15 protein-coding genes are annotated in these 12482 nt (G+C 31.9%); 10 read left to right on the top strand and 5 right to left on the bottom strand.

Going from position 1 to position 12482, the window contains the following annotated elements; translation table 11 throughout:
• From H1R17_RS09590 to H1R17_RS09605, 4 genes are all read right to left on the bottom strand, one after another.
• Positions 1–1026 (bottom strand): hypothetical protein, encoded by a 1026-nt coding sequence (locus tag H1R17_RS09590; protein ID WP_163432619.1) that lies wholly within the window; start codon positions 1024–1026, stop codon positions 1–3.
• Complete coding sequence (locus H1R17_RS09595) at positions 1023–1805, bottom strand: hypothetical protein (RefSeq protein ID WP_163432620.1); 783 nt, start codon at positions 1803–1805, stop codon at positions 1023–1025. The genes H1R17_RS09590 and H1R17_RS09595 overlap by 4 nt, the downstream gene beginning before the upstream one ends.
• Before the next feature lie 529 nt (positions 1806–2334).
• A complete protein-coding gene (locus H1R17_RS09600; RefSeq protein WP_163432621.1) occupies positions 2335–2925 on the bottom strand; it encodes a T9SS type A sorting domain-containing protein in 591 nt (196 codons plus the stop codon).
• Between the two features lie 11 nt (positions 2926–2936).
• Positions 2937–3377, bottom strand: a complete 441-nt coding sequence (locus tag H1R17_RS09605; protein ID WP_163432622.1) for a hypothetical protein — start codon at positions 3375–3377, stop codon at positions 2937–2939.
• A 97-nt stretch (positions 3378–3474) separates the two neighbouring features.
• Here H1R17_RS09605 and H1R17_RS09610 point away from each other — a divergent pair, with 97 nt between their 5' ends.
• The 4 genes from H1R17_RS09610 to H1R17_RS09625 all read left to right on the top strand — a co-directional run bounded on the left by H1R17_RS09610 (position 3475) and on the right by H1R17_RS09625 (position 6070).
• Positions 3475–3852 carry a hypothetical protein gene (locus H1R17_RS09610; protein ID WP_163432623.1) on the top strand — a complete coding sequence of 126 codons (378 nt, stop codon included), beginning with the start codon at positions 3475–3477 and terminating at the stop codon, positions 3850–3852.
• A 27-nt stretch (positions 3853–3879) separates the two neighbouring features.
• Positions 3880–5040 (top strand): PQQ-binding-like beta-propeller repeat protein, encoded by a 1161-nt coding sequence (locus tag H1R17_RS09615; protein WP_163432624.1) that lies wholly within the window; start codon positions 3880–3882, stop codon positions 5038–5040.
• Between the two features lie 365 nt (positions 5041–5405).
• Positions 5406–5663 (top strand): hypothetical protein, encoded by a 258-nt coding sequence (locus H1R17_RS09620; protein WP_163432625.1) that lies wholly within the window; start codon positions 5406–5408, stop codon positions 5661–5663.
• Positions 5664–5866: 203 nt separating this feature from the next.
• Positions 5867–6070: a (4Fe-4S)-binding protein gene (locus tag H1R17_RS09625; protein ID WP_163432626.1), complete on the top strand. Its 204-nt coding sequence runs from the start codon at positions 5867–5869 to the stop codon at positions 6068–6070.
• Between the two features lie 3 nt (positions 6071–6073).
• Here the strand turns inward: H1R17_RS09625 and H1R17_RS09630 are convergent, their stop codons facing one another.
• Positions 6074–6718 (bottom strand): hypothetical protein, encoded by a 645-nt coding sequence (locus tag H1R17_RS09630; RefSeq protein ID WP_163432627.1) that lies wholly within the window; start codon positions 6716–6718, stop codon positions 6074–6076.
• Positions 6719–6844: 126 nt separating this feature from the next.
• On the opposite strand from H1R17_RS09630, the gene ychF reads away from it, so the two are divergent.
• From ychF to H1R17_RS09660, 6 genes are all read left to right on the top strand, one after another.
• Complete coding sequence (ychF, locus tag H1R17_RS09635; RefSeq protein WP_163432628.1) at positions 6845–7939, top strand: redox-regulated ATPase YchF; 1095 nt, start codon at positions 6845–6847, stop codon at positions 7937–7939.
• 73 nt (positions 7940–8012) lie between these two features.
• Positions 8013–9104, top strand: a complete 1092-nt coding sequence (locus H1R17_RS09640; RefSeq protein WP_163432629.1) for a hypothetical protein — start codon at positions 8013–8015, stop codon at positions 9102–9104.
• Positions 9105–9112: 8 nt separating this feature from the next.
• A complete protein-coding gene (locus H1R17_RS09645; RefSeq protein ID WP_163432630.1) occupies positions 9113–10207 on the top strand; it encodes a hypothetical protein in 1095 nt (364 codons plus the stop codon).
• A gap of 1 nt (position 10208) precedes the next feature.
• Entirely contained in the window at positions 10209–10742 is a 534-nt protein-coding gene (locus tag H1R17_RS09650; protein ID WP_163432631.1) for a hypothetical protein, read from the top strand.
• Positions 10743–10793: 51 nt separating this feature from the next.
• On the top strand, positions 10794–11471 hold the full coding sequence (locus H1R17_RS09655) for a TIGR02117 family protein (RefSeq protein ID WP_163432632.1): 678 nt from the start codon (positions 10794–10796) through the stop codon (positions 11469–11471).
• Positions 11472–11473: 2 nt separating this feature from the next.
• Positions 11474–12433, top strand: coding sequence for a YihY/virulence factor BrkB family protein (locus tag H1R17_RS09660; RefSeq protein WP_163432633.1), 960 nt, complete (start codon positions 11474–11476; stop codon positions 12431–12433).
• The last annotated feature ends 49 nt before the right edge of the window (positions 12434–12482 follow it).

The following is a 12482-nucleotide window of genomic DNA, read 5'->3' on the forward strand; positions in this document are numbered from 1 at the left end:
TCATTTTATTATTAAAAAACTACTCAGTAACTCTCTGCAAATAGGACAAAATGCAACTTTATGATCCTTAAGAGGCAATGTATTATCTCCAATTTTTCTTCGCATTATACAATCAGGTGCTGAACGATATACATCTGTTCGGAAACCTCCACCGCCTTCCCAGAGTTCTATATCCGTGTAGCTGACATTATACAAAGGAAGATCCCTATTAACATTAGCAGGTGCCGTATTTTTAAAAATAGGGATAGACGAATTATAGTTTTTATCAAAGCCCCATCTCCAGGGAAAATCATCATTAATAGTTGGATTAGGTCCAATAGTAATATTTGGAGCGTAAAATAAATTTGGAAATCTTGATAGAATAAAATCCCCCTGTATATCGACCGGTTTCAAATAGTCAGCACCTGGAAGGTCAAATTCATCTGCGAGGCCTAAAATTCGCCCCGTAGCTTTCTGGATTATTTGTTCCGAATGATTATCTACTGAAGTAAGAATGGAGTAATAAGTATCAATATCGTCAACCTCTAGCTCAATATCTGTTCGGTTTGCTTCTGGTAATAGGATAAAAACTAACTTATTTTGCTCAAAGGTTGGTAGCCCTTCGACTTGAAAAGTTATTCCTTTCGGTATAGAATTTTTAACGAAAAAGGGGGCATTCCCTTGACTACCTGTATATATAAGGTCATCAATGTAACTGTTTATTTTGGTATGGTTTACATGTAATTTTCCATTTTCAAAATAGGTTTCAAAAACCGTTCTACCAACTGCTTCCTGCTGAGAGTTTGCATATCCATATTGGACACTGGGGGAAAAAGAAACAAACACAGAAAACATATAACGGTTACCATTTCCTTTCAGGCAGGAAAATGGAAATGAATTCTCCAATTTATTTAGAAGATCATATACGTCTCTATAAAACAAAGATTCGTCAGATTCGCTATACCCTTCCGCTAAAAAAATAAGGCTGCGGGAATTGGCGTAAGATGCTCTAAAGATATCTGTCTGTATTTGGATGAGTTCTTTCATAATCGAATGATTTTTTTTCCGTGAGATTCTAATTGTAATGTTTCTCCTTCTGAAATTGGATAGCTTATAGGAGATATATCCTCAATTTGTACTTTCTGATTATTTAATATCGTTATTCTAATATGAAAAGGACTGCGGGGTTCAATATCTTTACCAGTAATAAATATAGTATCTTTATTACGGCTGATATATCCTGTTATAGGATCCTCTTCACTACGATTTTCTCCAAATGTTGTACCGTAGTAACTACCTATATTTGCAACGTCTTTTTCGAAACATAGTAATTTCTTTTTAAACACAAAAGCTTCTCTACAGTCTTCACTTTTATAGATATATAAATTCTTATATACATGTTGTTCCCCATAAGCACGATCCTTTGGAAAAACAAAACAACCAAGTCCATAACCAAAACCTAAGGTTATTCCTCCAAGAAAAAAAATAATAACGAAGGATGCAATTGGTACTCCTATTAACAAAAGCCTCACAGGATAATATATATTTTGTAATCTATGTGAATATTGCTCTTTAACAATTATTACATAATCAAAACAGATGCATAAAATGAGTACTAAAACTGCCTCAAAACACCAATTTAATTGCCACCCGAATATGAACTTTATTAAATAATATCCAACTGCAAATAGTATGATATTTCTAATTAGTTTTTCATGACGCCCAACTGTTTTTTTGTTATTCTTTACTTTTCTTACAATAAAGGCTGTAATAAATGAAAAAAGACTAATGCCAATGAAGATTAGATAAGGTACATAAAGCGTCATATTTTACATTTTTACTTGTTGATTTTAAATCTCACCATCTACAGGTATACGTGTCTAATTCCTTTCAAGAAAGAAAATACAATCCCTAGCACATGTAAAACACGCACTAATATAAATATGATAAAAGCCTTGCTTTTAGTGTTTATTTGCCAGCATTGCTACAATACCGGATTTGGTTATCTACGAAAGAGAAATGAATTTACTGTTCAATGTAGTTTCGGAGTCATGTCACCATTAAAATTCTCTTCCTCAGATAAATGACATTATAAAAATACTCTTTTAAAAAGTTTAACTGCTATAAAAAATAGATAATTTTTTAATTTTTATGAAAAAAAAAGAAAACCCCTGTTTTCTTTAAATAATCTTCAAAAAAAACAGCAGGTTAACTAATTTTTTTTAAAATAAAAATTCGATATAATAACTAATATTCAGTATTTTATAGTACAATTAGATATTTTTTATTAAAAAATGGCAGAATTATTGGTTCTGCCGTTGTATATATAAATATTGTTTAACTAATGTGATGGTTTTATTTCAGTATAACTTTCTTAGAAGCTTTCCCTTTATTGCTTATAACCTCAACATGGTATAAGCTTTTTGCAAATGAACTAATGTTAATTGTTTTGCCTTTTGTAGTTTTTACGATTTGTCCCAAATTATTGTAAATGATTACTTTTTCCAAAAACAATTCGTTTTCTAACGTAATGTTTAATATTTCTGATGCAGGGTTGGGATAAACATTAAAACTAGCTTTTATGAAACTGTCAGACGATAATACAGTTACTAAATCATACACTTTTGTGTAACCTTTATTAGAATTGTTCAAAGTAGCAGTTCCTACAGCCAATTTACTCCCGTCTGCTGACAAAGAGATACTTCCGCCAAACTGATCTGAGGCCGCTTCTCCGTTGACACTTTGCCCAATTTGTGTCCATACTCCAGAATTATTCCTAAATACCCTCACATAACTGGAGCTCATTCCGTTTGCATCGTTGTTCTGTGCACTAATCGCTACAATATTGTCATTTGCTGACAGTGATACTCTGCCACCTGTTCCTTCTGGTTCATCTTGAACAGAATCTTGCGTTGGAACATCTTCAATATCTAATTGCTTGTCCATGATAATTTTCGCTAAACTTCCTTTTCTGCAAAGAGGGAGGTCAGGATATAGTACATATTGATCACCACGACGAAGAGTACGATGACCGGGAAATCGTGGCGTAAGAATCCGCTGTCAAAAATATTCGTGTTTAAAAAATAAAAGTAAACAGAGATCAGAATGAAATCGATCATAAGTGGAAATACCACCCCAAATGTGAATTGGGCAATGGAACGTTTTAGACTCTCTTGAGCCCAATCGTATTTCTTATCAAGCCAATGATGGATATAGTCAATTACATTGACAAGAAGAAGTGCTTCGAGAAAACTAACAGTAAATGCAATATAAAAATTTGGGTCTTGCAGGGAGTGGAGCAAATTAACGTTTCTGCCGTGAAATACAATATAGAGTGAGCCAACAACAGAAATAAAGAGTTTAAGCCCCCTGTTATCAAGCACATATGTTTTTTTCATAACATGGTGTATATTATTGGATTTCTAAAAATAAAAAAATATATTTAATTTTTGAAACAAATACGTTCGAAATCCTAACCATATAAATTATATAATTATGACTTTATATCGATTTACTCCAAAAGGTGTTGAAGATAAATTAGAATCACTTTACAATCTTGAAAATGAACTGTTGCTAATTGAGGCTGACTCCATTGAACTTGATTTTGTAGGTTGGATGGAAACTAACTTTAACTTGAATCCACTGCAGAAAGCATATTTAAACGGTATTAAAGAAGAAGTCATAAACTATTATGGTTCCCAATGTGCCCTCTGCTTTAGACATAGATTAGATATCGTACTTATATATCCGACACCTATACCAGGGTACGCAAAATATCCGGAAACAAGCAATACAATCAAAGTGATCTCGGATGATCAGGGAAATATCGAGGTAACAGGTTCGCTAATGTTTACAATGATTTACCGTCCATAGATTATGTTTATAATAAAAAATTGCAAGATGACGTTATTAAAAATTTGCTTGCTATCATTATTTTTCGTTTTTTCATCTTGCTTAGGACAGTCAAACGAAGCATCAAGCAATTGGAGGACAGTAGCAAATAATAATCAGCGAAGTGGGTATGTTAATGCAAAAGTAATGAAAAACAAGCCAGAGATTAAAGTGAAGAAACAGGCTTTATATTATCCTGTTGTCGCAAAAGGAATTGCATACTATTTTGAAGGAGCAGGGACCATATATGCCTTTGATATTGCAAAAGAAAAAGATCTATGGAGTTTGGATATTGACTTCCATGTTAACAAATTGGCTATTGATGGTGATATTTTATATCTGGCAGGATCTAAAAATTTAACAGCAGTTAATGTCACAACTCAAAAGAAAATATGGCAAATTGAGACCCCACCAAACCTGGTTTCTGGAATCACAATTGATAAAGGTATTATTTATGTGGGTGGCAACACACTTTCTGCTTATGATACCAAGTATGGAAATTTACTTTGGAATTTTAAAGCAACACTGCTGAGCGGAAAAGGAGAAAACTTTCTAGGTCTACCAGCCATATATAATAACAAAGTGTACATTGGCGGCAATAAATCTTACTTTTATGCTTTGGACGCTAAAACAGGTACAGAAGTTTGGAAAGTAGCCAAAGGAATTACGGGAAATCCAAGCATTGGAGCAGGTAAAGTTTTTATATCAGACGTTGATGGTTCTTTGCACGCTCTTGATCTTGAAAATGGCAAGGATATTTGGACTTTTAAAATAGAAAGTGTTGGATATTCTCCTGTAGTTGCAAAAGAATATGTGTATGTTGCCAGTTTGGAGTCCGGTGATGTTCTTAATATTTATGGAGTTGATATAGAAACGGGAAAAGAAAAATGGAAGAGCCAATTTAAAGGTGCTGCAAGTAACTTAATTGTGGCTAATGATGTCCTAATTTTTGGGAATACAAAAGTTTCAGACTCAATGACTTTTTCTGGAACATTGTATGCATTAGAAGCAAAAAATGGCAAAGAAATATGGAAGATGGAAACAAATTCGTCCTTTACACAAGGAATTGTTGCGGTGGAAGATGTTATCCTATATACAGGGACAGAATTACCTCCCGTAGAGAGTGGTGATTTTGGCAATTCTACAGATCATCTCTATTTCGTAAAATAGTAAACAATGTAGAATAATGTATTATTTATAGTTTATTAAAGTTAAGGATTTTTAAATCCCTCATTTGTTTTTGTTTAATTGTCATTCTTTATTTATATCTGAACGTCACATCTAATGGTTTAGGCGAATCGCATAGGACGACTGCATCTTCGATAACATCTTCTTTTCCATTTCCCCTCTTGTTCTTGTGGGGTAATGGAAAGAAGAATCTTTCTGTCGATGGCAGGCTGTTCCCTTTTTCAATGGATTTATGGTTTCTGCCCAGCAAACCGTAGGAACGCCACTTAACGGAACGGTGAAAATAGATGGCTGTTTCCTAAAACCGATTACTTCGCACAGTGTACGTAAGCATTATAAAAATCGATATGAACGGAAATATGACAGCTGTATGGCAGGACACTTTTGCGACTACAAAAGCCGTAGATCAGGATTTTACCTTGCCCCAAACGGTAGAAAATGGCGAAAGGTTTGTATTTAAAGTGGCTTCACAGTCAAATATCGATTGGAAAACATTATCATTGACACCTCGTTTATACTATATCTACCTATCTGGCGATGACCGTGGTAACCAATCCAGACGGTTCGCCGATGTTGGAGTTTTTACCAGCGATACATTAGGTTAAAAAAACAATACTTTTGATCTACTCATAATTACCTAAGTGAATTTGAACGGTTTTTAGTATATTTGCTATTGAGCGAACGGAAACGTATTGAAAAGCAAAGCAATAAGCACCGTTACCAAATCGTTACCTGACTTTTTTGATAATCTTTATAAAAGCTTAGTATTCAGACGATACAGCTTTTTCCTGAAAACTTTAAAATAAAAATGGAAGTACACGAATATACAAACGGAGAAGTTACTATTTTATGGAAACCAAATTTATGCGCACACGCAGGTGTTTGTGTAAAAATGTTGCCTAACGTTTACAATCCAAAAAATAGACCTTGGATAGTTCCTGAAAATGCAACCTCAAATCAAATAATAGAGCAAGTAAATAAATGTCCTAGTGGTGCTTTAAGTATAAAATAACAACTATTTTACTTTATTGTTTTTCTTCCACTGTTTAATATAATCAAACACTTTATTGTATGAAAATTCACCATAATAGGTATTGTAATCTCCATTAGGAAAAATAATTACAAAGCTGGCATACCAATAATGATATTCAGCAAAAAAACGTTTTTCTATTTCCCCTTTTGGATCTTTTTTCCATGGCATGTATTCATGATTTTTATACACGTTCCTAGATTCTTTTTTGTACAAAAATAAAGTTTGTCCTTCTATTGTTTTGTTCAACTTATCTTCAAAAGCATCGGTTTCTTCTTTGAAAATTTTAGGACCATTAGGATTTGGGTTTTTAGAAGTATTTGCTGCATCAGGTCCTGGATAATAATAAATAAACAACGGTTTTTCGGAACTTAAATTTGTAGATAATGAACCGTTTAAGCTATTTATTAGTTCTTTATAATCTTTAATTTTTCCTTTACTTTCACGTTCTTTAATAAGTTTAAAGGTAGTTCCTTCTTCATTTTGTCCAACCAAAACACCTTTGCTTTGAATTTCGTTGAATTTACTATAGCTAATTTCTTTTCCATCAAAATTGAAATATTTTTTCTGAGTTTGAGATGTTGCTAATAAAGGCAAAAAAGTAAGTAACAAAAGAACTGTTTTTTTCATAAGAGGTTATTTTTTTATAAATATACTTTTTAAAATGTATAAATCAAACTGTTAAGTAATATCGAAAAAATTCAATAAAAAAAGATATATTTGCAACTTCAAAAATCGACATAATAATACATATATATGAAAGCAGGAATTGTAGGATTACCAAATGTAGGAAAATCAACGTTATTTAACTGTTTATCAAATGCTAAAGCGCAAAGTGCTAACTTTCCGTTTTGTACTATAGAACCTAATGTTGGTGTGGTAAATGTACCCGATCCAAGAATCAATAAGTTAGAAGAATTGGTAAAACCAGAGCGCGTGCAAATGGCAACTGTTGAAATAGTTGATATTGCTGGTTTGGTTAAAGGTGCAAGTAAAGGCGAAGGTTTAGGAAATCAATTTTTAGGAAATATACGCGAGTGTAACGCTATTATTCACGTTTTGCGTTGTTTTGATAATGATAATATTGTGCACGTTGATGGTAGTGTTGATCCTATTCGCGATAAAGAAACCATTGATATTGAATTACAATTAAAAGATTTAGAAACGGTTGAAAAGCGCTTAGAAAAAGTAAAAAAAGCAGCAAAAACAGGAAACAAAGAAGCACAAGTTGAGGCAGCTTTGTTAGAGCGTATTCGCGAAGCTTTATTACAAGCAAAATCAGCACGTACTATTACTCCTCAAAGTCAAGAAGAAGAAGCTTTATTTGATGCTTTTCAATTAATTACTGCAAAACCTGTTCTTTATGTTTGTAATGTAAATGAGGATGCAGCAGTAAATGGAAACGTTTATGTTGATAAAGTAAAAGAATTGGTTAAGGATGAAGATGCTGAAGTAATTATTTTATCGGTTGGTGCAGAGGCTGATATTACTGAGTTGGAAAGTTATGAAGAACGTCAGGTTTTCTTAGAAGATATGGGATTATCAGAACCAGGGTCGGCTGTTTTAATTCGTGCAGCTTATAAGTTACTTAACTTGCAAACATATTTTACAGCAGGTGTAAAAGAAGTGCGTGCGTGGACCATTAATGTAGGTGATACAGCACCTAAAGCGGCAGGCGTTATTCATACCGATTTTGAAAAAGGATTTATTCGTGCTGAAGTAATTGCTTTTAATGATTACGAATCTTACGGATCTGAAGCTAAAGTGAAAGAAGCAGGAAAACTTCGTGTTGAAGGTAAAGAATATATAGTGAAAGATGGTGATGTAATGCATTTCCGTTTTAACGTTTAAATAAAAAGTCGAATTTTAAAATTCGACTTTTTTTTATCCTTTTTTTTTCTACTTTTGGTAAAAACCAAAAAACATGAAAAAACTATTATTCTTTAGCTCAATGCTTTGTATTTTATTGAGTATCACGTCTTGTGCTACTTTTTTAAATGATAATTACAAGCATGTAACCGTTTACTCAAATATAAAAAATGCTACTATTATTTTAAACGATAGTTTGTATACTTCACCAGCATCTATAAAAGTAAAACGCGATAATAAACCTTTAAAGTTTACATTAAAAAGCGATAGTTTAAATCTTTCAAAAGAGTTTCTTATAAAATCTAAAAGTAAGGGTGCTTTTGTGTGGGGAAATTTACCTATGACTATAGCTGCTCCCGTTGGTTTATTGATTGATGTAACCAATGAAAAACGATTTGAATATCCATCGATCATTCATCTTAATTATTTTGATGAAAACTTAACGGTAAAGGAAATGAGAGCGGCGCGTCATAAATATTTTACAGAGAATGAAGATTATATGGAAGATTATGCGCAAGAACTTCGTAGAGAAGAGCGCGCAAAAGCTTTTGAAAAAAATAAGTTAAGAACCAAAGGAGATATTATTCATAATTACATTTTGCCAGGTTTAACTGTTTTTAATGCTAGACCAGAAGGACCTAAAATGAATACCGCAGGATTAATGAAAGTAGGATACGGAATGGATTATCTTTATAAGGATAACATGTTTGTAAATGCCGATGTTATTTTGAAAACTAATTTTTTTGATCCAATTTTTTCAACAATTTTTTTAAAAACGAGGATTGCTAATCCAGAATTAAGTATTACAAATAATCACAGATTGAATCGTTTTGAAGTAGGTTATGGATTGTCTTTCCAATATTTCTTTTATTTTACGTCTGTTAGATGTATAGGATGTAGTAGTGAGAGACCTGAATTTGCAGGAGATTTGATCACAGAACAAAAGCCTAATATCAAAGAAGGTTATTTTACCCTGAGTCCAAAAATTAAAACGGCTTATCAATTAAATAGAAGATTGTATGTTGGTGCGTTTTATCAACCTTCTTTGTTAAAATTCAGTAGTTCTAGTAATAATACAGGTGTTGATCATATCTTTGGTATCGATTTTCGTTTCAAAGCAAAATCTTCTAAAAAATTCAACCAATAAAAACCAAAATGAAACACTTTTTTACAGCTTGCATTATTTTATGTGCGCTTATTTTTACATCATGCAGCACTATTTTAGGAACAAAAAATCAACGATTGTATGTTTTTTCTAATGCAGAATCAGCTCAAGTAACCGTAAATGATTCTGTTTATAATTTGCCTGCCAACATTTATGTAAAGCGTAGTAAAAATCCTTTAAAAATGTCTTATCAATCCAATACAAAACAAGTTGATACCTTATTAAAGGCAAGACACGGCGCTTTGTTTGTTTTAGGAAATGTTTTAAACGCACCTGCTTTTGGTGCTGGCTATATTGTAGATTTAACCAATCATAAGCGCTTTAGATATAAGAAAAACATTTTTTTTAACGATAAAGATAGTTTGCAAACTTATGAGTTAAATGCTGAACGATATTTAGCAAAACGCAATATTGTTGACGAAGCTCAAAAAGACTCTGTACATCAGAAATTTAAAACTAGTTTCTTTGCTGCCGATGCTAAAAGAAAAATTAGTGAAGCCAAAGAATTTAAGAAATTTAATCCTACCGAAGGTACTCTTAGGTTTAATTTACAGCCACCTACTTTATTTTTAATAGGTTTATCTAAAGAAAATCAAAAAATAAATCGTTTTACTAATACAGTAGGGGGTGTTGGTTTAGGTTTAGGTTTTGATTATTATTATAAAAATGACCGCTTTTTCTCTTTTGAAACTTCGGTAAAAGGAAATGTTTTCGATATTATGTGGTGGACATCAAACGATAGAGAGTCTTATAAATATGATGTTTCTTTGCGTAATGGGCATCGTTGGAAACGATTTGAGGTTAGTTATGGCGCCTCTTTTACTTATTCTGAGTATAATTACAAGGTATTTAGACAACCAAACTATGGTAATGTTGTACCTATGTTTTCTGACGATGATGATTATTCAACTAAATTCTATACAAATTATCAAACGTTTGGGTTTTCTACATTGTTTCATTATCAATTAACATCAGTTATGTTTGTTGGTATTCGTTATAATCCATCTATTTACAGTACTAGACAAACAGGAAGTGGTTTTAATTATGAACATGTTTTAGGCTTTGATTACCGCATAAAATTTTAATATGTACAATCGTTTTAATTTTTACAAACATACTTTTGCCATTTTTAATAAGGTTGCGGCACCTGATAATTTCGAAAAAGCACAATATATAAGCAAGCATGGCAGTCAATATTTTTTTACTACTAACGGAGTTTATCGTTATTCAAATCATTGGGGCAGAGTAGGAAATTGTAGATGGCGCTTAAATGGGATTGATTTTAAACAGCAAACCTCTTTTTGGGGATATTGCCCTTGGACCAATTTTTATAAGAACAATGATTCTGAAGCTTTATTTTTTATTGAAAATGTAGGTGCCGATAAATTTTCTTATAATCATATAAATAACACAGATAAAGCAAATGTAACTGTAAGATCTGCAACAGAAACGGCTAGAGTTTTAAAAAAAATAAGTGAAATTTTAACCGATGAATCTTGGGCTAAACATTTGTTATTTGATGATTATCAAGTAGTACAGCAACATTTTATCTATCAGTTAATTCAAACTAAAAAAAGTTTTCTTCAAATAAAACAAGAATATATTGCCATAAAAAAGTAAAAAAAGGTACTTTTCTTATCAAATTTCGTATTTTTAAATAAAAATAGAATTGTGAAAATAGTTAAGAAAATTATTGGTTATCTTTTTATAGGGCTTGGTGTTTTGGTAGTTTATGCCATTATTGCTACGCTGTTGTCTTATGTTCCCGTAAATTCAGATCAATCTGATAATAAGGATCAAAATACTTCAATTTATATTTTAACAAATGGAGTGCATACAGATATTGTGGTTCCGTATTTTAACGAAACGTATGATTGGCGTACTTATTTAGATACTTCTTTAACTCCTGGGAAAAGAACTTCTGCTGAATGGGTTGGTTTTGGTTGGGGCGATAAAGGCTTTTATTTACAAACACCTGAATGGAAAGATTTAAAAGCGTCTGTTGCTTTTAATGCTGCTTTTGGTTTGAGTGAATCTGCCATGCATGTTACTTATCATGATAAATTAATTGCAGGTGAAGATTGTGTAGAAATTAAACTGAACAAAGATCAGTACAAAGCTTTATGCAATTTTATTTTAGAACGTTTTGATCAAAAGAATGATAAATTTGTAATGATAAATACAGACCAAAATTATGGTTTAAATGATGTTTTTTACGAAGCAAAAGGTAAGTACAGTTTGTTTTATACTTGTAATTCTTGGGCAAACGGAGCCTTAAAATCTGCAGGATTAAAGGCAAGTTTATTCACACTTTGGGATAAAGGAATTTTTTATCAATACAAGAAATAATTATGGTAAAAGATAAATTTAAAGGCATATTTAATTTATTTAAGGTTTCGGTAAACGAGTTTATCGATGATAACTGTATGAAATTAAGTGCTTCACTTTCTTATTATACCATATTTTCTATACCGCCATTAGCTATTTTAATTATTTCGTTAGCAGGTTATTTTTTTGGAGAAGAGGCGGTGACTGGCGAGTTTTTTGGTCAAATTCAAAATTTAGTTGGTGATAAAGCTGCATTTCAAATTCAAGAAGCCATTAAAAACATCAAACTATCTAATAATTTAAGCATTGCAACTATTATTGGGGTTATAACTTTGTTATTTTCAGCATCAGGAATTTTTGCCGAAATACAAAGTTCAATCAATTATATTTGGGAGCTTAAGCCCAAACCTAAAAAAGGATTCATTCGTTTTATTGTTAATAGATTGCTTTCTTTTTCAATGGTTGGTGCCTTAGGATTTATCCTTTTAGTCAGTTTAATTGTAAATACGGTAATTGATTATTTATACGATTATTTAAGTGGATTGTTTCACAGCGATACAGTAGCTCTAGCTTCGTGGATAAATACAGGCATTGTGGCATTAATTATTACTGTTATTTTTGGATTTATTTTTAAAACGTTACCCGATGGTAAATTAGGTTGGAAAGAAACTATTGTAGGTTCTAGCTTTACTGCTATTTTATTTATGATTGGTAAATGGGGAATTGGTTTGTATTTAGGTAATTCTGATAAAATGGATTTATACGGTGCTGCGGGTTCTATCTTAATAATTTTGGTTTGGGTGTATTATTCTGCCATTATTCTTTATTTTGGTGCGGTTTTTACCAAAAATTACTCCGAAATGTACGGAAAACCTATTCAACCCAATGCGTATACAATGCGAGTTATTTTTAAAGAAGAAGAAGTAAAGTTTGCTAAAACCGATCAAGAAATTAATGAGAAATTAGCTTCAAATCAAAAGTAAATACTTTTAAATCTGCTTAAAAATCTGTATTTTTACAGAAAATCACTAC

This window comes from Flavobacterium sp. xlx-214, from assembly GCF_013874595.1.
Taxonomy (GTDB): Bacteria; Bacteroidota; Bacteroidia; order Flavobacteriales; family Flavobacteriaceae; genus Flavobacterium.

What these genes read in the sequence shown, in the direction of transcription:
- H1R17_RS09660 (WP_163432633.1), top strand. Translation starts at nt 11,474, where the DNA reads ATGGTAAAAGATAAATTTAAAGGCATATTTAATTTATTTAAGGTTTCG.
- H1R17_RS09625 (WP_163432626.1), top strand. Translation starts at nt 5,867, where the DNA reads ATGGAAGTACACGAATATACAAACGGAGAAGTTACTATTTTATGGAAA.
- H1R17_RS09650 (WP_163432631.1), top strand. Translation starts at nt 10,209, where the DNA reads ATGTACAATCGTTTTAATTTTTACAAACATACTTTTGCCATTTTTAAT.
- H1R17_RS09610 (WP_163432623.1), top strand. Translation starts at nt 3,475, where the DNA reads ATGACTTTATATCGATTTACTCCAAAAGGTGTTGAAGATAAATTAGAA.
- H1R17_RS09630 (WP_163432627.1), bottom strand. Translation starts at nt 6,718, where the DNA reads ATGAAAAAAACAGTTCTTTTGTTACTTACTTTTTTGCCTTTATTAGCA.
- H1R17_RS09605 (WP_163432622.1), bottom strand. Translation starts at nt 3,377, where the DNA reads ATGAAAAAAACATATGTGCTTGATAACAGGGGGCTTAAACTCTTTATT.
- H1R17_RS09615 (WP_163432624.1), top strand. Translation starts at nt 3,880, where the DNA reads ATGACGTTATTAAAAATTTGCTTGCTATCATTATTTTTCGTTTTTTCA.
- H1R17_RS09590 (WP_163432619.1), bottom strand. Translation starts at nt 1,026, where the DNA reads ATGAAAGAACTCATCCAAATACAGACAGATATCTTTAGAGCATCTTAC.
- H1R17_RS09640 (WP_163432629.1), top strand. Translation starts at nt 8,013, where the DNA reads ATGAAAAAACTATTATTCTTTAGCTCAATGCTTTGTATTTTATTGAGT.
- H1R17_RS09595 (WP_163432620.1), bottom strand. Translation starts at nt 1,805, where the DNA reads ATGACGCTTTATGTACCTTATCTAATCTTCATTGGCATTAGTCTTTTT.
- H1R17_RS09645 (WP_163432630.1), top strand. Translation starts at nt 9,113, where the DNA reads ATGAAACACTTTTTTACAGCTTGCATTATTTTATGTGCGCTTATTTTT.
- H1R17_RS09600 (WP_163432621.1), bottom strand. Translation starts at nt 2,925, where the DNA reads ATGGACAAGCAATTAGATATTGAAGATGTTCCAACGCAAGATTCTGTT.
- H1R17_RS09620 (WP_163432625.1), top strand. Translation starts at nt 5,406, where the DNA reads ATGAACGGAAATATGACAGCTGTATGGCAGGACACTTTTGCGACTACA.
- ychF (WP_163432628.1), top strand. Translation starts at nt 6,845, where the DNA reads ATGAAAGCAGGAATTGTAGGATTACCAAATGTAGGAAAATCAACGTTA.